The 23,788-nt window shown below is 37.1% G+C and carries 17 protein-coding genes; 7 read left to right on the top strand and 10 right to left on the bottom strand.

All coding sequences use genetic code 11. The features are described from left to right. Positions 1-68 precede the first annotated feature (68 nt). The 4 genes from QSH13_RS02985 (at position 69) to serS (ending at position 7,257) form a co-directional block, all read left to right on the top strand. Entirely contained in the window at positions 69-3,770 is a 3,702-nt protein-coding gene (locus QSH13_RS02985; RefSeq protein WP_286038813.1) for a DNA translocase FtsK 4TM domain-containing protein, read from the top strand. A 113-nt stretch (positions 3,771-3,883) separates the two neighbouring features. After that, entirely contained in the window at positions 3,884-4,492 is a 609-nt protein-coding gene (gene lolA / locus QSH13_RS02980; RefSeq protein ID WP_109398036.1) for an outer membrane lipoprotein periplasmic chaperone LolA, read from the top strand. A 7-nt stretch (positions 4,493-4,499) separates the two neighbouring features. Next, positions 4,500-5,849: a replication-associated recombination protein A gene (locus tag QSH13_RS02975; RefSeq protein WP_286038856.1), complete on the top strand. Its 1,350-nt coding sequence runs from the start codon at positions 4,500-4,502 to the stop codon at positions 5,847-5,849. Positions 5,850-5,967: 118 nt separating this feature from the next. Then, positions 5,968-7,257, top strand: coding sequence for a serine--tRNA ligase (serS, locus tag QSH13_RS02970; RefSeq protein ID WP_109398035.1), 1,290 nt, complete (start codon positions 5,968-5,970; stop codon positions 7,255-7,257). 133 nt (positions 7,258-7,390) lie between these two features. Here the strand turns inward: serS and QSH13_RS02965 are convergent, their stop codons facing one another. Then, positions 7,391-7,723, bottom strand: coding sequence for a hypothetical protein (locus QSH13_RS02965; protein WP_109398034.1), 333 nt, complete (start codon positions 7,721-7,723; stop codon positions 7,391-7,393). Between the two features lie 401 nt (positions 7,724-8,124). Here QSH13_RS02965 and allD point away from each other — a divergent pair, with 401 nt between their 5' ends. Further along, positions 8,125-9,174 (top strand): ureidoglycolate dehydrogenase, encoded by a 1,050-nt coding sequence (allD, locus tag QSH13_RS02960; RefSeq protein WP_196544432.1) that lies wholly within the window; start codon positions 8,125-8,127, stop codon positions 9,172-9,174. Between the two features lie 85 nt (positions 9,175-9,259). Here the strand turns inward: allD and QSH13_RS02955 are convergent, their stop codons facing one another. The 6 genes from QSH13_RS02955 to ycaO all read right to left on the bottom strand — a co-directional run bounded on the left by QSH13_RS02955 (position 9,260) and on the right by ycaO (position 16,913). Then, positions 9,260-9,586 carry a hypothetical protein gene (locus QSH13_RS02955; protein ID WP_286047515.1) on the bottom strand — a complete coding sequence of 109 codons (327 nt, stop codon included), beginning with the start codon at positions 9,584-9,586 and terminating at the stop codon, positions 9,260-9,262. Next, positions 9,511-10,146: a hypothetical protein gene (locus tag QSH13_RS02950; protein ID WP_286047514.1), complete on the bottom strand. Its 636-nt coding sequence runs from the start codon at positions 10,144-10,146 to the stop codon at positions 9,511-9,513. The genes QSH13_RS02955 and QSH13_RS02950 overlap by 76 nt, the downstream gene beginning before the upstream one ends. A 296-nt stretch (positions 10,147-10,442) precedes the next feature. Further along, a complete protein-coding gene (gene pflA, locus QSH13_RS02945; RefSeq protein ID WP_023581312.1) occupies positions 10,443-11,183 on the bottom strand; it encodes a pyruvate formate lyase 1-activating protein in 741 nt (246 codons plus the stop codon). A gap of 108 nt (positions 11,184-11,291) precedes the next feature. Further along, complete coding sequence (pflB, locus tag QSH13_RS02940) at positions 11,292-13,574, bottom strand: formate C-acetyltransferase (protein WP_072062808.1); 2,283 nt, start codon at positions 13,572-13,574, stop codon at positions 11,292-11,294. A gap of 54 nt (positions 13,575-13,628) precedes the next feature. Next, on the bottom strand, positions 13,629-14,483 hold the full coding sequence (gene focA, locus QSH13_RS02935) for a formate transporter FocA (RefSeq protein ID WP_109398031.1): 855 nt from the start codon (positions 14,481-14,483) through the stop codon (positions 13,629-13,631). Between the two features lie 672 nt (positions 14,484-15,155). Beyond that, complete coding sequence (gene ycaO, locus QSH13_RS02930) at positions 15,156-16,913, bottom strand: 30S ribosomal protein S12 methylthiotransferase accessory factor YcaO (RefSeq protein ID WP_286038812.1); 1,758 nt, start codon at positions 16,911-16,913, stop codon at positions 15,156-15,158. Positions 16,914-17,141: 228 nt separating this feature from the next. On the opposite strand from ycaO, the gene ansB reads away from it, so the two are divergent. Further along, a complete protein-coding gene (gene ansB, locus QSH13_RS02925) occupies positions 17,142-18,179 on the top strand; it encodes an L-asparaginase 2 (protein WP_196544435.1) in 1,038 nt (345 codons plus the stop codon). An 84-nt stretch (positions 18,180-18,263) separates the two neighbouring features. Here the strand turns inward: ansB and QSH13_RS02920 are convergent, their stop codons facing one another. The 3 genes from QSH13_RS02920 to QSH13_RS02910 form a co-directional block, all read right to left on the bottom strand. Continuing rightward, positions 18,264-19,526, bottom strand: a complete 1,263-nt coding sequence (locus QSH13_RS02920; protein ID WP_286038811.1) for a two-partner secretion domain-containing protein — start codon at positions 19,524-19,526, stop codon at positions 18,264-18,266. 148 nt (positions 19,527-19,674) lie between these two features. Then, positions 19,675-20,880, bottom strand: coding sequence for a two-partner secretion domain-containing protein (locus QSH13_RS02915; RefSeq protein ID WP_196544437.1), 1,206 nt, complete (start codon positions 20,878-20,880; stop codon positions 19,675-19,677). A gap of 140 nt (positions 20,881-21,020) precedes the next feature. Further along, positions 21,021-22,451 carry an MFS transporter gene (locus QSH13_RS02910; RefSeq protein ID WP_196544438.1) on the bottom strand — a complete coding sequence of 477 codons (1,431 nt, stop codon included), beginning with the start codon at positions 22,449-22,451 and terminating at the stop codon, positions 21,021-21,023. Positions 22,452-22,587: 136 nt separating this feature from the next. Between QSH13_RS02910 and serC the strand changes: the two genes are divergently transcribed. Continuing rightward, on the top strand, positions 22,588-23,676 hold the full coding sequence (gene serC / locus QSH13_RS02905; protein ID WP_109398027.1) for a 3-phosphoserine/phosphohydroxythreonine transaminase: 1,089 nt from the start codon (positions 22,588-22,590) through the stop codon (positions 23,674-23,676). Positions 23,677-23,788: the final 112 nt, after the last annotated feature.

Below are 23,788 nucleotides of genomic sequence, written 5' to 3'. Positions count from 1 at the left end.
TTCAACGCTGGGATATCTCAGCGTTGTTCCGTTTTAATTCACCCTAAGTTAAACCTGGAGAGCCCTCTTTGAGCCAGGAATATACAGAAGATAAAAATATTCGTTTAACAAAGATAAGCAACCGTCGCCGTATTTGGGAGGCTATTCTCATTCTTATCGGCATTGGCGCTGTCTTTTTAATGGTTTCATTACTTAGCTTCCATCCCTCTGATCCTAGCTGGTCACAAACCACTTGGAATGAGCCTATTCAAAATTTAGGCGGTAGTATCGGAGCATGGTTAGCTGATATTCTGTTTTCTGCATTTGGTTTACTGGCCTATGCAATTCCTGTCGTCGTGGTTTTTGGGTGCTGGAATTCTCTGCGCTACCAAAAAAACCGTGAATATACCGACTTCTTTTCTCTTGCACTTCGCACGATTGGTGCTTTAGCTCTGATCTCTACATCGTGTGCATTGGCTGATCTTAATTTTGATGATATCTATAATTTCAGCTCTGGTGGTGTTATTGGAAGTTTGTTTAGCAAAGCCCTATTACCATGGTTTAATGTTTTAGGTGCGACTCTTGCTCTGTTATCTGTTTGGGCGATTGGTTTCACACTATTTACTGGCTGGTCTTGGTTAACCATCACAGAAAAAATAGGTGCTGTTATTTTGGGAAGTATTGGTTTTATTACCAATAGAGGCCAAAATGAAGCTGATTACGAAGATGAAGAAGAGGAAGATGATACTCAGAATGTTGTTACAGAAATAACTGAAAATTCAAATCAAAAAGAAAATCAGCAATCTGAATTATCAACAGAAGAGAATGATGATGTTTTATTTTCTGCGCCTTCAGCACTTGAACTCGCTCGTCAGCAAGAGATAGACACATTACAATCTAAAGCAAAACAAGACGATGATTTGCCATCTTTCTCTGCAACAAATGACATAGCAGAGGAACATGCGCAAACATTGGCGCAAACTGATCCGGTTGTATCTACAACGGTTTCACAACCCACTCATACAGAGGAAGAACCAGAACATTACCGTTTTGATATTCCAGAAGCATTCTTGAAAAAAGAAGCTCAATCAGAAGTCAATGCCCCTCAACATTCTGTTGAACCAACATCGGAAGAAAACACACCTTCTGTGATGCCGGTTGAAAACGAACCTATGGTACAGCCATCGTCTGCATTAACAGAGAATTTTATGCCGACGGGTAGTATTGAACCAACATTCTCGCTAGCACCTGATACAGACGCGTTGACGCAAGCAACTACTGTGGCTTCTGGTGTGGCGGCAAGTGCTCTTGTGAGTCATGGTCCTCAAGTTAAACAAGGATTAGGTCCTGAATTACCACGCCCAAATCCAGTACGACTGCCAACACGTCGTGAGCTTTATGGTATCCATATACCTTCACAACGTGAAGCTGAATTGCGTCGTCGTGAGGAAGCAGTTCAATCTGAACCTGAAGATGAGTTAGCGGATATTCAAGAACAAGCGAATTTTGAACAAGCGTTGCGTCAGCAATTCCTTGAACAGCAACGTGAACGCTATGGTGAGAACAATAGCGCTGAACCTGAAGATATTATTGGCTCTCATCAGCCAATTATGACAACACCAATATCTTCATTGAGTCATCAACAAGATGATTATAATGATGAACCAACAGTTACTGCGAATACATTCTCTTCGACAGAAGAGAATAACAGCGATATTGATGAAGATGAACAATATCAGCAACAATTAGCAGCACAATTTAAACAACAATTGCAGGATCGCTATGGTGATGATGTTTCGTTAGATGATGACGAAGATGAAGTTTTACCTCAAATATCAACACCAGCACCTTCATTGCAAGCAACAACGGGTTATCAACCTCATATTCAACATTCATTTGCTTCACAATCAGCGCAACCGACGCAAACTATTGAGAAAAAAGTTGAATACCCAACTAGCAGTGCATTTCTACAAATTTCGCCTCGTGATGAAGAAGAGGAAGAGTACAGTCCTAAAATTGAGCTAGAAAGAGAGCTCACAGCATTAGAGGCATTCTCGCCAATTGATGATCTATTGGATGAAGAGCCGATAGAGCCAGTATTTACACCGATTGTTTCAGAACCGGTTACGCCACAAGTTGCCCCTCAAGCTGTATCACAATCACGTATTGAGCCACAGCCTAATATGGCTCAGCATTTTGCACAGCAACAGCAACAGCAACAGCAACAGCAACAGCAACAGCAACAGCAACAATCCTTAATTCATCCATTATTAATGCGTAATGAAAGGCCGTTGCAAAAACCAACAACACCTATGCCTTCTCTGGATCTACTAACAACGCCACCAGTAGAAGATGAACCTGTTGATATGTTTGAGCTTGAGCGTATTGGTAAACTGATTGAAGCGCGTCTTAATGATTATCGTGTTAAAGCCAAGGTGGTTGGTATTTCACCAGGGCCAGTTATCACTCGTTTTGAACTTGAACTGGCGCCAGGTGTAAAAGCTGCACGCATATCAAATTTATCACGTGACTTAGCGCGTTCATTGTCTGCTATTGCGGTACGTATTGTTGAAGTTATTCCGGGAAAACCTTATGTAGGATTGGAGTTACCTAATAAAAAACGTCAAACCGTATATATGCGTGAATTGTTAGATAGTGATGCATTCCGTGATAGCCGTTCGCCATTGACTGTTGTTTTAGGTAAAGATATCGGTGGTCAGCCAGTTGTTGCCAATCTGGCTAAAATGCCTCACTTACTTGTTGCCGGTACAACCGGTTCAGGTAAATCTGTTGGTGTGAATGCGATGATTATCAGCATTCTCTATAAAGCGAAACCAGAAGATGTTCGCTTTATTATGATTGACCCTAAAATGCTTGAGCTTTCGGTTTATGAAGGTATTCCGCATCTTCTCACAGAAGTCGTTACCGACATGAAAGATGCCGCAAGTGCTCTGCGTTGGAGTGTGGCTGAAATGGAACGTCGTTATAAACTCATGTCAGCATTAGGTGTGCGTAATCTCGCAGGTTATAACGAAAAAATTAAAGAAGCCGAAGCAATGGCGCGTCCTATTCCTGATCCATTCTGGAAACCAAGTGATAGCATGGCAACAGAAATTCCGACGTTGGAAAAAGAGCCTTATATTGTTGTTGTCGTCGATGAATTTGCTGATTTAATGATGACAGCAGGTAAGAAAGTTGAAGAGTTGATCGCTCGCTTAGCACAAAAAGCGCGTGCTGCGGGTATTCACCTTGTACTTGCTACACAAAGGCCTTCTGTTGATATTATTACAGGTTTAATTAAAGCCAATATTCCTAGCCGTATTGCATTTACTGTATCGAGTAAAATTGACTCTCGAACTATCTTAGACCAAGGTGGTGCAGAATCATTACTAGGAATGGGTGATATGCTTTATGCACCAAATGGTTTTGTTCCTGAACGTGTTCACGGTGCTTTTGTTAGTGATGATGAAGTACATGCTGTGGCAACTGACTGGAAAGCAAGAGGTCGTCCTCAATATATTGAAGCCATCACCAAATGCAGTGAAGACGGTGAAGGTAATAGTGGTGGTGGATATGATGATGGTGAAGAGCTTGATCCGTTATTTGACCAAGCTGTAGAATTTGTGGTTGAAAAACAACGCGTTTCCATTTCTGGCGTGCAACGCCAATTTAGAATTGGTTATAATCGTGCTGCAAGAATTGTTGAACAGATGGAAATGCAAGGTATCGTGAGTGCACCAAACCACAACAATACGCGTGATGTACTTTCACCACCACCTTCAGATATGTAATATCTTGAAAACACAGTTATCAGCTAATGAGATAGCATGATAATCTGCATAATATCATCAATAATTTATACGCCGACATTATGTCGGCGTTATCTCATGCCGAGGCTTGTAAAATGAAAAAAGTATTATTTGCAGTGTGTGCGATGACATTAATAAGTAGCCAAGCCGCTTGGGCTGATGCACGTCAGGATTTGCAACAACGATTAAATAAAGTAAATAGTTTTCAAGCAAACTTTAGTCAAACCGTGACTAGCAATGAAGGCTCACTTATTCAAAAAGGCGAAGGTAGCCTAAAAGTACAACGCCCTGATTTGTTTAATTGGCAAATGACTGCGCCGGATGAGAGCACATTGATCTCTGATGGCAAAACTTTGTGGTTTTACAATCCTTTTGTCGAGCAAGTTACTGCAACTTGGCTTAAAAGTGCCACAACCAATACGCCTTTTATGTTGATTGCTCGTAATGACAGTAAAGAGTGGCAAAACTATGATGTAAAACAGTCTGGTGATCGTTTTGAGTTAACACCTAAAGTAGAAAATAACTTAAAACACTTTACGATAACTGTATTACCTAACGGACAAATTCAGCAATTTGCAGCCACAGAGCAAGATGGTCAAGTAAGCAATTACCAATTGACTGCACAGACTGCCGCACCAATCGATGCATCCGCGTTTCGCTTTACACCTCCCGCGGGTGTGACTGTGGATGACCAACGTCAGTGAGGATATTTTGAGTAATTTATCACTCGATTTTTCACGCAATGAGTTCCAACCTTTAGCCGCAAGAATGCGGCCTGAAACGTTGGAACAATATATCGGACAAACCCATTTACTTGCAGAAGGCAAACCATTACCTCGAGCGATTAAAGCGGGTCAATTGCATTCCATGATTTTATGGGGACCTCCTGGTACGGGTAAAACCACGCTTGCGGAGATCATAGGTCGCTATGCGCAAGCTGATATAGAACGATTATCTGCGGTGACATCGGGTATTAAAGAAATTAGAGAGTCTATTGAAATTGCGCGCCAAAACCGCAATGCAGGACGTAGAACGATCCTGTTTGTTGATGAAGTCCATCGTTTTAATAAGAGTCAACAAGATGCTTTTTTGCCTCATATTGAAGATGGCACAATCACTTTTATTGGTGCAACGACAGAAAATCCCTCTTTTGAATTAAATTCAGCCTTGCTATCCAGAGCGAGAGTTTATCTATTGCGTTCATTAACTGAAGCCGATATTGAGCAAGTGTTACAACAAGCGCTGGACGATCCCGAACGAGGATTAGGCGGACGTAATATTATTCTGCCAGATAATACACGCAAAATGATTGCGCAATTGGTTAATGGTGATGCGCGTCGTTCATTAAATTTGCTTGAAATGATGGCAGATATTGCTGACGTTGATAATCAAGGAAAACGAGTATTAACTCCGGCATTACTGACAGAAATCAGTGGTGAACGAAGTGCTCGGTTTGATAATAAAGGTGATCGTTTTTACGATCTTATTTCGGCATTACATAAATCAGTCAGAGGATCAGCTCCTGATGCAGCCCTTTATTGGTATGCAAGGATCATAACAGCTGGTGGCGATCCGCTTTATGTTGCTCGTCGTTTATTGGCGATTGCATCAGAAGATGTGGGAAACGCCGATCCTCGTGCTATGCAAGTGGCAATTGCTGCATGGGATTGTTTTACTCGTGTTGGTCCCACAGAAGGAGAGCGCGCTATTGCTCAAGCAATTGTATATCTGGCTTGTGCACCAAAAAGTAATGCTGTTTATACCGCATTTAAAGCCGCCATTGCCGATGCTAAAAGTAAACCTGATTATGATGTGCCAGAGCATTTGCGTAATGCACCAACAAAATTAATGAAAGAAATGGGCCTGGGGGCTGAATATCGTTATGCTCATGATGAGCCTAATGCTTATGCTGCTGGAGAGGTCTATTTTCCTAAAGAAATGGCAAATACACAATATTATTACCCTGTAAAAAGAGGGTTAGAGATCAAGGTTGCAGAGAAATTAGACTGGCTTTCTCAGCAAGATCAAAATAGTGTTACAAAACGCTATCGCAAAATGTAAAGATGCGGTAAGGTTATTAAATTATCATTAATTTCTTAACTATGCCTTGTCTCAGATATCTTTTTTATAAGATAGGAGAGAAGGTTTTTATTAATCTATCAATAAGCACAGGATAAGCATGCTCGATCCAAATCTACTGCGTAATGAGCTAGACGCGGTCGCCGAAAAACTGGCTCGCAGGGGGTTCACCCTCGATGTGGAAAAAATTCGTCAACAAGAAGAACGCCGTAAGGTGTTACAGGTTGAAACTGAATCCCTGCAAGCAGAACGTAATTCTCGATCGAAGTCCATTGGTGCGGCAAAAGCGCGTGGTGAAGATATTGAGCCACTTCGTCAGGAAGTTAACCTGTTAGGTGAAAAACTTGAAGCAGCAAAAGCCGAACTTGAAGTGCTGCAAGCTGAAATTCGTGATTATGCTTTAACTATCCCGAATATGCCTGATGACTCTGTGCCAAATGGTAAAGATGACAGCGAAAACGTAGAAGTTTTCCGTTGGGGCACACCAAAGACTTATGATTTTGAATTAAAAGATCATGTGACTTTAGGTGAGTTGACTGATGGTTTAGATTTCGCATCTGCGGTGAAAATCACGGGCTCTCGCTTTGTGGTCATGAAAGGGCAAGTTGCACGTTTACATCGTGCGATCACTCAATTTATGCTGAATCTGCATACTGAAGAACATGGTTATCAGGAAATGTACGTTCCTTATTTAGTTAACCATGCAACACTGTATGGCACAGGCCAATTACCAAAATTCAGTGGTGATCTGTTCCATACTAAGCCTTTAGAAGAAGAGGCTGAAAGTCAGTATGCATTGATCCCTACAGCGGAAGTGCCTGTAACCAATATGGTTAGAGATGAAATTCTTGAAGAAGATGCTCTACCTCTGAAAATGACTGCTCATACACCATGTTTCCGTTCAGAAGCGGGCTCTTATGGTCGTGATACTCGTGGTCTTATTCGTATGCACCAATTTGATAAAGTTGAGCTAGTTCAGATAGCTCATCCTGAAAAATCAATGGAAGCATTAGAAGAGCTAACTGGTCACGCTGAAAAAGTGTTGCAATTACTGAATCTACCTTACCGTAAAGTAGTTCTTTGCACTGGCGATATGGGCTTTGGTTCACGTAAGACTTACGACTTAGAAGTTTGGGTTCCAGCTCAAAATACTTACCGTGAGATCTCTTCATGTTCAAATATGTGGGATTTCCAAGCACGTCGTATGCAAGCACGTTTCCGCGCTAAAGGTGATAAGAAAACTCAACTAGTTCATACCTTAAATGGTTCTGGCTTAGCAGTCGGTCGTACTTTAGTGGCAATTATGGAAAATTATCAAATGGCTGATGGCCGTATTGAAATTCCAGAAGTGTTACGCCCATACATGAACGGTTTAGAATATATCGGTTAATTATTATTTAATTAACTGAGTATTAATAATTTAACCCTCTGCTTAGGCAGGGGGTTTTTTGTCTAAATGGCCTAAAGATGATAAGAGAACAGATTGCTTAATTATTAATGTTCTATATATTTTGAGTGTTCTTTTAATGAGGTTCTGATAAAAACGGTAATAGGTCAAAAAAGATCTCTATTTTTCTTTCATTATTCATATTTACAAAGTCATCCATTGCTATTTCTATATAATCAATAGTTTTATTGTGAATAGCAAATTTATACATTAAATGTCCACTCCAACTGCGGTGAACGTAGACACAGTTTTCTATACTATAAGAAAGCCATTTATCTTCCATACATTCAGGTTGCCAACCATTTAATATGTTTCTTTCTGCATCTTCAGTTAGAGAATAATTAATATGATGAATTAATGGTGCTTTTTCAAAATACTTTAAATTCTTTAATATTTCTTTATTTATCATTTGGTTTATTCCATAAATTATAATTATGGCTATAGACTACTGAAATAAATCTAAATGTTCAAAATAAATGTATAAAAACTTAGTTCTATTAACATGAGTTAATAAAGCATAATATTTTGCAAAAATAAAAAATAATAGATTGTCGCCCATATCTATGATTAATAAAAAATATTGTTAATATTATCTCAATATCGTTATAACGCGTAGAATTAATAAATTGATTATAAAAAAAATCTTACTAAATAAAGTGAGATTAAATAAAAATATAACGCAATCCACCATTGGTTAAACTGATCACGGCAGATCCTATTTATGCTGTTAAATTAGACCTATCGCTCGAATTTACCTCCATTAATTTAGACATTTCTATGTAATTAGAACCCTACAAAAGAGCATATTCTATGATAGTTTCTAAACAGCAGTTACATCTATTAATCAAAAATAAATTACATCATGCAGGATTGAGTGAGTCTCATGCTGATACGGTGGCTGATGTCTTAGTCCATGCAGATGCCAAAGGCATTCACTCTCATGGTGCTGTGCGTGTGGAATATTATGCAGAGAGGATCAGTAAAGGCGGTACAAATGTGTCTCCTAATTTTACTTATACTGAAACAGGGCCATGTAGCGCTGTATTTGATGGTGATAATGGTGCAGGGCATGTTGCAGCGAAAGAGGCAATGGAACACGCAATTAAAATGGCACAAGAGAAGGGAGTTGCAGTTGTTGGTGTAAGACGAATTGGTCATAGTGGCGCACTGTCTTACTTTGTTGAGCAAGCATCACAAGCAAGTATGATTGGTATTTCGTTATGCCAATCTGATCCTATGGTGGTTCCTTTTGGTGGCTCAGAAGTCTATTACGGCACTAATCCTATCGCTTTTTCAGTGCCAGGAGTAGGCGATAAACATATTACATTTGATATGGCAACAACTGTACAGGCATGGGGCAAAGTACTAGATGCGCGTTCACGGCATGTCGATATTCCCGATACTTGGGCAGTCGATGAAAATGGTAAGCCTACGACGGATCCTTTTGCAGTAAAAGGCTTATTACCTATTGCGGGGCCTAAAGGATATGGTTTAATGATGATGGTTGATGTGTTGTCTGGGATCTTGCTTGGACTTCCTTTTGGTAAACATGTCAGTTCAATGTATCACGATTTAACACAGGGACGAGAGCTAGGCCAATTACATATTGTTATTAATCCAGCTTTCTTTACTGATGCTACATTATTTAGAGAACATATCTCACAGGTTATGAGTGAATTAAATGCCATTAAGCCTGCACCGAATGTAGATAAAGTTCTCTATCCTGGTGAAAATAGTCAAATGGAAGAACAAAGAAGTGAAAAGGAAGGTATTGAAATTGTTGATGAAATTTATCACTTTTTAATATCTGATGCACTTTACAATAAATCTTATGATAATAAAAATCCGTTTGCAGATTAATAATATTTATTATTAGATAATAAAAAGCAGTAGATGAAATTACTCCAGTCTACTGCTTTTGGATTTTGCCTAGTTAACGCTAAGATTAGCTTACTAATTTTCCAATATTGGATTCAGCAGTTTTATTTAGAGAAATTGTACCATTTCCACCGATACCACCGTTATTTCCTTGGCTTCCTATATTATGGTGATAAAAAATATCACGATAAGAACCATACATTGCCGTATAGGAAAGAGGGATGGTAATAAGTAACCCTAAACCAAATGGAATAAGGCTAATAGCAAGAATAAAGAACAGTAAAATAAAGAAGAAGAAACCACCAGATAAGTTTATTTTTACTGCTGCAAGGCTCGCTTTAACTGCAGGAAATGCTTTATAACCATGACTAATACAAGCGCAGGAACAAACCAATAGGCTGCAGTACTCAACGCACCAAAAATAGCGATAATAACAAAAAATAATGTAAATCCAGATGCGTTATCTACCATCATGTCTGCAATAATTTCATCAGGATAATCGCTATTAATAGCATAAATAATATCCATCATAGCGGCGCTACTGACGAGAATAGCAATAATAATACCAGCAAGTAAAATTAGGAAACTAATACCATAGGCACCCATTAAGCTAAGGTAACGTTTGTTATAAAAACCAAAGAATAGAGTATCAACATCAATACGTTGAGTCTCATATTGTTGATGGGCAATTGCTACGACACCTGCTGCTAATACAGTAGTAATAAAAGGTGAAATGATTGGACCAATTAGCGGAATAAACCCAAGAATGGTCGATATAATAAGACTAACGATAAAGTAGATAATAATAACGCCTATCCACATCCAAAAACGTTCTTTTATTAAATCCCATCCCAGCCCTAACCAGCGAACACCGCCTGAGGCACCTCGTGCTTGAGGAATAGGCGTAAATACCTCTTGTGGCTCTGTTTGCGATGAATTGTTGTCTTGTTCCATTTCCTGTACCTTAATCCCAATATCTTTGTTTATAAATATAAGCTTTCTATAATATCTTTTTGTTTTGTTACTAATCAACTGCATTAAAGCTAATATAGGTTAAGGATAATCTTATTATGTGTATTTTTACTGAGGGAACCGTCATTCTTTAATTAATATAAAATGATTTAAATAATTTAAGTTAACTTCATCTAATAAAAAATAACTTTATTTATTTTGGATTTTTTTTAATCCTATAAAAACAAAAAGCAGCGTTTAAAACCGCTGCCTCTTAAATTAAGATTAAGTAGATTAACTTAATAGATAACTTTATGGCCGTAAGACTCGAGGATGGATTTTACATTTTCCATCGTCTCTTTTGACGGTGGATGAATACCATCTAGTTTGTACTCTTCTCCTAAAGCTACCCATTTATGTTTACCGAGCTCGTGGTAAGGAAGAAGTTCTACTTTTTCGATATTTTTCATATCTTTAATAAATTCGCCTAAACGATGAGCAGAATCATCATCATCAGACCAACCCGGCACAACAACATAACGAACCCATGTTTTTTGGCCTCGTTTTGCTAAATAACGTGCGAATTCAAGTGTACGCTGGTTTGATACACCAACCAGTTTTTGGTGGATCTCATCATTGACTTGTTTTAGGTCGAGCATCACTAAGTCTGTGGCATCCATTAATTCATCGATAACGGGATCATAACGACGAACAAAGCCATTAGTATCCAGGCAGGTGTGGATATTTTCTTTTTGGCAAGCACGAAACCAATCACGCACAAATTCTGCTTGCAAAATTGCTTCGCCACCTGAAGCAGTAACACCACCGCCAGAAGCATTCATAAAATGACGATAGGTAACAGCCTCTTTCATTAATTCATCAACTGTGACGATTTGCCCACCATGAGTATCCCATGTGTCACGGTTGTGACAATAGAGGCATCTCATTAGGCATCCTTGAAAGAAAACAATGAAACGTATTCCGGGACCATCAACAGTACCGCAGGATTCAAATGAGTGGATACGACCAAGTACGGACATAACAGGGTTACTCCAAAACTGTCTAATAAAAAGGCCCCAAAGTAGGGGCCTTTATTCTAAGCGATTTTATCTACTTTCTCAGTAAATAAATGCATATAGTTATCTTAATTACATTGTTTGTGTAAATGTACGAGTGATAACGTCTTGCTGTTGTTCTTTAGTCAGTGAGTTAAAGCGAACTGCGTAACCAGAAACACGGATAGTTAACTGAGGATATTTCTCAGGATCTTCCATTGCTTCTAACAGCATTTCACGATTCATCACGTTAACGTTCAGGTGTTGACCACCTTCAATGCCTGCTTCGTGGTGGAAGTAACCATCCATCAGACCAGCAAGGTTTGCCTTACGAACATCATCATCTTTACCTAATGCATTAGGTACGATAGAGAAGGTGTAAGAAATACCATCTTTTGCATAAGCAAATGGTAGTTTCGCAACAGAAGTCAGAGAAGCTACCGCACCTTTTTGGTCACGACCGTGCATTGGGTTAGCACCTGGTCCGAATGGTGCACCAGCGCGACGACCATCTGGAGTATTACCTGTTTTCTTACCATAAACAACGTTTGAAGTAATTGTCAGGATGGACTGTGTAGGTACCGCATTACGGTAAGTACGCAGTTTCTGAATTTTCTTCATGAAACGTTCAACTAAGTCACAAGCGATGTCATCTACACGAGAATCGTTGTTACCGAATTGTGGATATTCGCCATCAATTTTGAAGTCAACTGCCAAGCCGTTTTCATCACGAACTGGAGAAACTTTCGCATATTTGATTGCAGACAGTGAGTCAGCAGCAACAGATAGACCTGCGATACCACATGCCATTGTACGATAAACATCACGATCATGAAGTGCCATCAGAGCGGCTTCATAGCTGTATTTATCGTGCATGTAGTGGATAACGTTCAGTGCAGTTACGTACTGAGTTGCTAACCAATCCATAAAGTGATCCATTTGATTCATCACAGTATCGAAGTCTAAGACTTCATCCATGATTGGTGCATGTTTTGGACCTACTTGGATTTTCAGTTTTTCATCAACACCACCGTTGATGGTATACAGTAAGGTTTTCGCTAAGTTTGCACGAGCACCGAAGAACTGCATTTGTTTACCCACAACCATTGGGCTAACACAACAAGCGATAGCATAGTCATCACTGTCGAAGTCAGGACGCATTAAGTCATCATTTTCATACTGGATTGATGAAGTATCGATAGAGACTTTCGCAGCGTATTTTTTGAAGTTGATAGGTAATTGTTCAGACCACAGAATGGTCATGTTTGGTTCTGGTGATGGACCCATGGTATATAGAGTATTTAAGAAACGGAATGTATTCTTAGTTACCAGAGTACGACCATCTAAGCCCATACCAGCTAAAGATTCTGTTGCCCAAATTGGGTCACCAGAGAACAACTCATCATATTCAGGAGTACGTAAGAAACGAACCATACGTAATTTCATGACTAAATGGTCAATTAATTCCTGAGCTTGTTCTTCTGTCAGTAAACCTGCTTCAATATCACGTTGGATGTAGATATCTAAGAAAGTAGATACACGACCAAATGACATTGCAGCACCGTTTTGAGATTTAACAGCGGCTAAGTAACCGAAGTAAGTCCATTGTACTGCTTCTTTCGCATTTTGAGCTGGGCGAGAAATATCGTAACCGTATTTCGCAGCCATTTCTTGGATTTGACCTAAAGCAGCGTGCTGCTCTGCGATTTCTTCACGCAGTTGGATAGTCATTTCCAGATCTTCGCCTTTTTCCATTCTTTCTTGTAAAGAGGTGAATTGGGCAAATTTGTCTTTACGTAAGAACTCAATACCGTATAGAGCAACACGACGGTAGTCACCAATGATACGACCACGACCATAGGCATCTGGTAAACCTGTTAAGATACCAGATTTACGGCATTTCAGGATGTCTGGAGTATAAACATCGAAAACGCCTTGGTTGTGAGTTTTACGATAATCAGTAAAGATTTTTTTCAGTTCTGGATCTAGCTCACGGTTGTACGCGTGGCAAGAACTTTCAACCATACGGATACCACCGAATGGGATGATTGCACGTTTCAGAGGTGCATCAGTCTGTAAACCTACGATTTGTTCTAAATCTTTAGCGATGTAACCTGCATCGTGAGATGTGATAGTTGAAGCAACAGAAGTATCAAAATCAACTGGCGCATGTGTGCGGTTTTCGATTTTGATGCCTTCCATAACTTGTTCCCAAAGTGTATCAGTTGCTTTAGTGGAACCTGCTAGGAAAGATTCGTCGCCTTCATATGGAGTATAGTTTTTTTGAATAAAGTCACGAACGTTAACGGCGTTCTGCCATTCACCTTCAGAAAAACCTTTCCATGCTTCAGCAAATTTTTCATTTAAATCAGACATGATACTTCTACCTTTTTACAATGGAACTTAAGAAATCAGTCATATCTGCACGGATTAATGTTTGTCACCGCGCAGATGCATTAACCAGTATACCAGACCGACTAGGACTGCCCCGCCAATAATGTTACCGATGGTGACAGGTAATAAATTATCAGAGAGAAAATTTGATACAGTTAAATTTGAAAATTGTTCGGGTGATGCACCTACTTTAGTCCAGAATTCTGCTGGTGCAAAATTCTTAATAACAATACCTAAAGGAATAAGGAACATGTTAGCGATACTGTGCTCAAAACCACTAGCAACGAACATACCGATAGGTAAAATCAGTGCGAAAAGCTTGTCAATCAGCGTACGGCCTGCATAGCTCATCCATACTGCAAGACAAACCATTAAGTTAGCTAGAATACCTAAACAAACAGCTTCAATAAACGTGTGCTCAAGTTTATGTTGTACAGTTTGTAACACATTCAGCCCCCAAAGCCCATTTGCTGCCATATGCTGACCAGCAAACCACATTAAGGCGACAAAAAAGAGTGCGCCAATAAAGTTACCAAGATAGACATTTATCCAGTTAGCAAACATTTTGCCCCAAGATATACGTCCAGTTGCTTTAGGAATAATAGTAAGAACAGTTGAGGTAAATAAGTCCGCGCCACAAACGACAACGAGCATTAACCCCAGAGAGAAGCAGATCCCACCGACTAATTTAGCCAGCCCAAAAGGAACAGATGCGGTACCTGTAGTAGCAGTAATATAAAAAACAAAAGCAATTGATATAAACATTCCCGCAGTAAATGCAGATAAGTAAGTCGTTGGAATATGTTTATTTGCTTTATAACAACATGCATCATCGGCAACTTTTGCCATATCAGCAGGTGATAATAAATTAAAAGGGCTGTCAGCTTTCATACTAACACTCTCTTATATGTTGGAATAATTATAGCACGCAATAATAGTAGCAAAGGGGCTTACTTCTAAAATTGATATGGATCATGGTCACTCATTAGAACCTTGGTTTTAGTGCGTAAAAACCCGCTATTTCGGCTATAACTATTTGATTAATAAAATGAAAAAATTTTTTAAAAATTATCAAAAAATTTTAGACCAGCTGGATAAATAAAGTAAAAAGTAAATATAAAGTATTATTTAAACCCCGTATGTTAAGAATTAAAAATCAAATTTAACGCCTTATTTACTTTTATAATAAATATAAACATTACTTTATTTGTGGTTAATCTTTAATGATTACTCCAGACATATACCCATTATAAAAATAAGGTTTTTTAATTTTTGAGATCTGGTTAAACAAATAGCAATTTAAACTAGATTTATGTGATATTGTTAGTGTAAAAGTTCAATATGTGTTTATGGTGTCATATTAAATGCCTTAAATCGTCACTTTTGCCATATTTTGACAATTTTGTCAGGTGGCAAATTTGTCATATTGACAAATCTGTCAATATTTTATTTTTAGCAAAATAAAACACTCTACTTTTCAATAGAGTGTTTCAATTTAAATACGCGCTTATTATTCAGTTAAAATTAGTTATTATTTGATAAATAACCTTAAGCAAAATAGGTTTATTTAATCGATTGACGTTTTGCTTTCTGTAATTTCTCATAGGCCACAAGTAATGACTGATGAATAGGTAAATTAGCTAAATCAGCATCAATCGTTTGTAATCCGTAAAATGCTTGTTTACCTTGTATTGCGTTTAAGGCTGCCTGTAATGTTTTTTCGCCATACATACGAGAAAACGCGTGCATATATTGTTCTGGTTCACGTTCAGTCTCTTGTTGTAATAATAAGAGATTGTGCAAACAGCGATAATAGTTTTGACGCTCTGGCGTAAATAAAGAAGCATTAAAATCTTGAGTCCATTCAACCCAAACCAGCGCTTGATCAAGATCGCCACCTGCAAGAGCTAACATTGATTTTAATTCACCTACACGTAAATGGCTCCAACCATTATCTTTACCCGGTGGAATACCAATCATCTCTCTGATACGTGTAAAGTCATCTAAACCATCTTCATCAAATTGACCAATAAGAGAAAGATACTCTTCTTGAGAGCCTTGGCTTGTTGGTAGAGAAAGAATAGTGTCACGCCAATGTACACCCATAATATTATTGGCTAATTGTAAATCTTCAGCGGGATAAATATCTGATAAACCCGGTACTAAAATACGACAAGCGTAAACACCTAGATGTGAGTAGTCCATAATATAGACTTCTGCATCGCACTGCTGGCAAAGTGACATTAATGTGTGGAACTCTTCTTCTGTTGTACCACTGAAGTTCCAATCAACAAATGCATAATCGGCATCTTTCTTAAATAGATCCCAACTAATTAGACCACTTGAATCAATAAAGTGTGTTTCAAGGTTAGTATGATCACCGACTTCTTCATCATCAAAGCTTGGTGGATTAAAGACATCGAGATCTTTAAGGCTACGCCCTTGCAATAATTCAGTAACTGTACGTTCTAAAGCCACACCAAAATCAGGATGAGCACCAAAAGAAGCAAAACAAGTGCCATTTTGTGGGTTGAATAACACGACACAAATAACAGGAAATTGACCTCCTAACGATGCATCAAAGCTAAAGATTGGAAAGCCTTCTTGCTCTAATGTTTCAATCGCTTCAATAACAGCAGGATAGCGAGTTAAAACTTCTTTCGGAATTTCAGGTAAGCTAATTCTTTCAGTGATAATGCGATTTTTTACATAACGTTCAAAAACTTCAGAAAGCCCTTGAACTCGAGCTTCATTCTTTGTATTTCCCGCTGACATACCATTAGAGGCATATAAGTTAGCAATAATGTTTACGGGAATATAAACAGGCTTTTCATCGGATTGGCGTATGAATGGAAGGGCGCAAATTCCGCGATCATGATTACTTGATTGTAAATCAACTAACTCACTACCACATAATTCACCTTCAGGATCATAAAATTTGCGTAAACGCTCATCTAATAAGCCAGCAGGAACAGAGTCATCTTCTGTCAGTGGGAACCATTTTTCACTTGGATAGTGAACAAATTCACCTTCTGCAATATCAGTACCTAGCCAGAAATCAGAGAAAAAATAATTGGTGGAGAGACGTTCGAAATATTCACCTAGTGCAGAGGCCAATGCCGCTTTTTTGCTAGCACCTTTACCGTTAGTAAAACATAAAGGGCAATCTTTATCGCGAATATGAACAGACCAAACGTTAGGAACAGGATTTAACCATGAAGCTTCTTCAATGTTAAATCCTAAGTCGGTTAATTTTTGTTGGAAGCGAGCGATAGAATCTTCCAGAGCGGCATCTTTGCCAGGAATAAATGTTTGTGACATGGCAGGTTTCATCAATATTTTGCTGGTGATAGTTAGGGGCACATCATACTGAAATCCCTTGTAATGCACTAATAATTTCTCTCATTTACCCAAGTCTGATTATATTCACCATTCATAATTTATTTGATATATGAGTTTTTTTAATAAATTCGTTCGATTTATCACGGAATTAATAATTTTAAATCATCATAATTGGATTTATTTATAAATTCATAAGGGATCAGTTCGATGATGAAAAAAACATTGCTCGCTAGCCTGTTAGCTGTAATCAGTGGTTCTGCTTTTGCCTTACCTAATGTCACCATTTTAGCGACAGGTGGCACAATTGCTGGTGGTGGCGATTCAGCAACGGCATCAAGCTATACAGCAGGAAAATTGGGTATTGATACATTGATTAATGCAGTACCTGAGGCTAAAAAAATCGCTAACTTAAAAGGCGAGCAAGTCGTGAATATCGGTTCTCAAGATATGAATGACCAAGTATGGCTCAAGTTGGCTAATAAAATTAATGCAGATTGCGATAAAACAGACGGTTTTGTTATCACTCATGGTACAGACACCATGGAAGAAACAGCCTATTTCCTTGATTTAACCACAGCATGTAAAAAACCAGTTGTTATGGTGGGGGCAATGCGTCCTGCAACGGCATTAGGTGCTGAAGGCCCTTTAAATCTTTTTAATGCAGTTGTGATTGCAAGTGATAAAGCCTCTGAAAATCGTGGTGTGTTAGTGACCATGAATAATGCGGTTATCAGTGGTAAAGATGTTGTAAAAATGAACACGACTGAAGTACAAGCATTCCAGCCTGTTAACGCAGGTGCTCAAGGTTATGTGCATAACGGTCAGGTTCATTATTATACTGCGGCATTACCTCGTGCGGATAAACCCATATTTAATGTCAGCAAACTGACTGAATTACCAAAAGTGGGTATTGTTTATAACTATTCAAATGCCTCTAATTTACCAGCAAAAGCCTTTATTGATAACGGTTACAAAGGTATTGTCAGTGCCGGTGTGGGGAACGGTAATTTATATGCTGATATTTTTGATACCTTAGCCGATGGCGCTAAAAAAGGTGTCGTTGTTGTGCGTGCAAGCCGTGTACCAGTTGGTTTTACTACACAAAATGGTGAAGTGGATGATGCAAAATATGGTTTTGTTGCATCAGAGCGCTTAAATCCACAAAAAGCGAGAGTGTTATTGCAGTTATCTTTGACAGAAACACAAGATCCAGCGAAAATCCAAGAAAACTTTGAAAGATATTAATATTAGTCAATTTTTCAGCTTCTTAAGTTAAAACAGAAAATCATCCGTCAATTAATAACGGATGATTTTCTTTATTTATTAATATTATTTTATTTTAAGTAATTTAGTATAAAGATTAATGTCTTGCTTATTGTTTTGAATATTATTCATTTTTTTATTGTGAGTGTATAATCGATAAGCCTTGATGGTACCATTATTTATTAGTTGGCTATCTTCACTGATATTTAATGTTAGGTTGTTTATTGGATAAACAGTATTTTTAGGTACAATGTTTATATCTTGACTGTTGTATTGATTGTCAGTAGTGCTTGCACCAAGCGAATAGTGCTTTCCAATAATCCCATTATCCATATTGTTAAAGAAAGAATTATGTCGAAGATTTAAATATCCGCCCTTGGTTAGAATATATCCATGATTATTAAATGTTGTTTTGTTTAGATTCAGTTGAATTGCTTTTCTACTACTATTAATGCTTTCTAAAGAACCATAGTTATCTATAGTTGTATCAGAGGCATTGATAATGATATTTTTAGAAGAGACCAAACCTTGTTTTTTATAATCACCATTCTTATCACCTAATATGATTTTATTTGGCAAATTATACCTAAGTTCTAGTGTACGCATAGCGTTTTCGAAAATTTTAACACCTTCTTTTATCATTACTCTTCTTTCTCCAGAGTAAATATTTAAATCTCCTTTAGAAGATATAAATCCTTTTTCTAAATTAATATTATTAGAGATGATGTTAATATTATTAAAGGAATTATCAGGGTGACGACTATTATCGTTTCTGAATACTATTTTACCTATATGCTTAATTGATTTACCGCCAAAAACTCTAAAATCTAGGGATGATATTGACCTTTCTAGGTGGTAACCAACTAATTCATCATCATGGATAATGGGTTTTCCGGTTGCCAGAGTTTCAGATAATGCATTCGAAAAACTACAATTATTACACTCAATCCCATTGGGATTAGCAATAACAACATGCGCAGCCTTTCCTGTTATACCGATATTTCCATCTAATAATGATGTTGTTCCATTAATCACTTCATTAATAATAAAGTCAGCGGCAACCCCGTTATTATTTAAGATAATTCCATCTTTAGTGACATGGAATGCATCATATTTATTATAAGAAACACCTTTGGAGTTTTTCGGTGCAATTAATATTTCTGCTTGATTAAGATTAGTTTGATTTGGTTTAACTGTTGTTGAAGAATCTTTATTAATAACAATCTGGCCTGCATAATGTTTATTATGCTCAGAGGTCGGTTGTATTGCTGCCAGGCATATTGATGGTGTGTATATTATTCCAATTATTATTGCATCTTTTAATTTCATATTTTTACCCCTATCTGTTGTTTAGGAATAATCTATCGATATTGATAAAACAAATAAAGAGAATAATGTTTAAAAGGCGTTTATTTATAAATATTGAAAAAGGCTATTTTTAATAGCCTTTAGATTAAGCACAAGTATTATTTTTATTTTATTTTATTTTACGAAATTCATCATATAGATTAATTAGAGTATCTTCATTAAAAATATTATGTGTTGATTTGTTTAGAGTAAGATATCGATGTGTTTTTAATACGCCTTGATTAGTAAAACGACTACTATTATCTGCGTTGATAGCTATACGATGTAATTTTGAATACATAAAAAAGGGATCAGGACTATTATACCATTTATAGTCATCAGTGCGTATATTCGCTATTACTCCCGTTGAAGTATTTTTAAAATGAGAATTATTTTTTAATTTTATTAAAGAAGAATTTCCAGCTATAACACCATGGTTTTTAAAAGTTGATGCATTATCTAGATTAAGATTTAATTTATTTGAACTTATAATAGCATAATTATTTATAGTTGAATTACTTGTGTGTATGTTTATTTTATTCGTAAATAAAATCTCATCCATATTGCCTTCATTACCAATAGTAAGATTTTTACTGATGTATTTTCCGAGTAAACGACTGCCTTTTTCATTATTAATTAAATGAAATTTATTGGTTCCTAGCCTTTGTTCTACGATATTCATTCCGCTATAAATATTGATGTTCTGACTGGCATGAACTCTCATATCAATACTGACATTGTTACTGATAATATTAAGCTTATTAAAATTTGTGGTTAAGTATTTAGTTGGTATGTTTTTATTTTCGCTAAAAATAATTTTCCCAAAATATTTAGTATCTATTCCTTTTCTACTATAAGAATTAAAACGAGATAAAAAATTAACTGTGTTGTATGAAATTAAATTATCTTTAGAAGTATTAATATATGCTGTTGCTAAAGTTTCAGATAATGTATTCGAAAAACTACATCCATTACAGGTGATACCATTTGGATTGGCGATAATAACATGGGCAGCATTCCCTTTTACACTAATATTACCTGCTAAATAAGAAGAAGGACCTCTGACGACTTCATTAATAATATATTTTGCTTTTGCTTTTTCATTATTTAATATAATGCCACTTTCATCTACACTAAAGTGATTATATTTATTATGTGATATTTTGTTTTTATCACTATCTGCAATTAATATCTCTGCTATATCATCACTATTATTTGCAGATGAATTTTCTTGAATGGAAATATGGGTGCTATCATCATAGATAGCATAGAGTTTATCGTTAGAATAACATGTTGAAGTAAAGATTGAAGCGATTATTAGTAACTTTAATTTCATGGTTTTTCCTTTTACACCTAATTTTTAAGTTAACTTTATAATTATTATTTGTTAAAATAAATGTATGTTTATGTAAAAGGTTTTTATTTGAAAAATTATCCATAAGAATTATATTAAAGATAATGATTATAGGCTTTTATCTATTGTTTGTTTTTATTGTTTATTACTTTTTTTACAGTAATAAATGCAATAACTGGGGTAATGGAAAATACAATAAATAACCAATGAGCGGCATTTTGTGCCCCCGCAATCCCACCGGGTTCGGTTAATCCAGCCATATTCACAATAGTACCTGAAATGGCTGCACCTACAGCTGTTGAAAAAAGTTGTATTGTAGTAATTGAAGTTGCCGCTTTTTGAGCTTCTTGCCCCTGAGAAACGTGTAAAACATGGGTTAAATAGTGGGGCCATGCCATGCCAATTCCGGCACCTGTAAAAAAGAGAGCGATACAAATAATGATAATTTGCCCATAAACTATGGTTAGTACATTAGAAATAAATAAACCAAGGATCACAATAGCTATAAAATTAATCATTGGGCCAAAGCGCATTAATCTTTGAGCTGTAGATTGTTTACTTGATGAAGAGATGATGGCAGAAAAAGACCAACCTGCACCAACCAATGCCGCTAAATAACCTGAAAGCAGAGGGGGAATATTATGGATAATTTGCAAGAAATAAGGCACAAAGACTTCTGTTTGTACACTGATCCCTAATAAAGCCATGGTGAGATATATTGGTGCTAACGGTGCAGAAAAAGAAAATGTTCCTTTAGGAAATAAACCATCATTTGATTTTTTATCAATATTGACTAACAGTAGAATAAAGATAAAAGCAAATACAAAGGATAAAGTGTTATATAAAATAACGTTATAAAGACTACCAATAGAAATAGATAATACAGCAAACATTAATAAAATAAGTTGTTGATAAGGTAATGGCGTTTTCGCGATAATATTATCGGCATTGTTTTCGGTAGGAAGAATCACAAATAATAAAATAGCGTAAGGAATGCCAACAAATAAAATAGACCAAAATGCCCCACGCCAAACATCATATTCAGCAAATATTCCACCTAGTGCTGGGCCTAATAGTGTCGATATCCCCCACATGCTAGACATTAATGCCATAGCTCTAGACCAAAGTGGTTGAGGAAACATGACTCGGACTAAAGAGTAAGCAAGTGCTAGCAACATTCCTCCGCCAGCGCCTTGGATAAATCGTCCTAAAAGTAATACCTGCATTGAGGGTGCTGTCGCACAAATAACAGAACCTGCTAAAAAGCAGATAGTGGCAAAGAGATAACTATTACGAGGTGCAAATACACTCAGTAATCGTGAGGTTAATGCAGAAGAGAGAATTGAAGCTAGAATAAAAACAGTGGTATTCCATGCATATAAATTAAGTCCGCCAATATCACGCACAATCGAAGGTAGCGTTGTGATCGTGATATAGACATTTATTGCGTGTAATGCGACGCCTCCTGCTAAAGCAAGAGATTTTAGACTATTTTTTCCATGAAGAAGCATTCCCCAGCTTGCTTCTTCTTTTTTATTTACACTCCCCGACATAAAACACTCCTAACCATCACTTTTATGTTCTGTATATTATGCGTTAGTTCACAATAATCATTGCGCCAATTTAACGGGAATGATACAACCGATAAAGGTCATTTTGTAAAAACATATTCAGATAGGGTGAATTTGAATGAGTCAGGTATATAACTTTAGTGCAGGTCCGGCTATGTTACCGGCAGAAGTTCTTCGTCGTGCAGAGTTAGAATTATGCAACTGGCATGAACTTGGGCGTTCGGTTATGGAGATTAGTCACCGCAGTAAAGAGTTTCTTGAAGTTGCTCATCAGGCAGAACAAGATCTTCGCGATCTTCTCAATGTGCCAGAAAACTACAAAATTCTTTTTTGTCACGGTGGTGCTCGAGGCCATTTTGCTGCTTTACCTCTCAATTTATTGGGCGATAAAGCAAGTGCTGATTATATTGATGGTGGTTATTGGGCTAAAAGTGCAGCCGAAGAAGCTGAAAAATATTGTTCGCCAAATATCATTAAAATTAAAACAGAAGTTGATGGCAAAATTGGTGTTAAACCAATGAAAGAGTGGCAATTAAGTGCTGATGCTGCTTATGTACATTATTGCCCAAATGAAACCATTGATGGTATTGCTATTCATGAAGAGCCAGATTTTGATGACAGTAAAATTGTTATTGCTGACTATTCATCTTCTATTTTATCTCAACCAATAGATGTTAGCCGTTTTGGTGTTATCTATGCAGGTGCACAAAAGAATATTGGCCCAGCGGGGTTAACTCTTGTCATTATTCGTGAAGATTTATTAGGTAAAGCGCGTAAAGAAACACCTTCTGTATTTGATTACACTGTGCTTGCTGAAAATGATTCCATGTTTAATACACCGCCTACCTTTGCTTGGTATCTATCAGGTATGGTTTTTAAATGGTTGAAAGAGCAAGGTGGTTTACAAGAGATGGCGAAACGTAACTATGAAAAAGCAACGCTTCTTTATAGTGCAATTGATAATAGTGATTTCTATATCAATCGTATTGCTACAGAAAATCGTTCACTAATGAATGTACCTTTCCAAATGTCTTCTCCAGAGTTAGATGCTGTATTCTTAAAAGAGGCAGAAGCACAAGGATTAGTCGCATTAAAAGGTCATCGTGTATCAGGTGGAATGCGTGCTTCAATTTATAACGCAATGCCATTGGAAGGTGTTCAAGCATTAGTTGATTTTATGGCTGACTTTGAACGTCGTCATGCGTAATAAATAAAATCTAGAATAAGAAAGCCTGCTTAAAATACAGGTTTTCTTATTTATTCAATATTTAAGATGTTAATAATTAAAATTGAATTACTAAGTACAGAATTAATAAATA

The sequence above is a fragment of the Proteus faecis genome, assembly GCF_030286765.1.
In the GTDB taxonomy this organism is placed as follows: Bacteria; Pseudomonadota; Gammaproteobacteria; order Enterobacterales; family Enterobacteriaceae; genus Proteus; species Proteus faecis.
The sequence above is the reverse complement of the archived record's forward strand: the minus strand, read 5'-3'. Positions and strand labels throughout refer to the sequence as shown.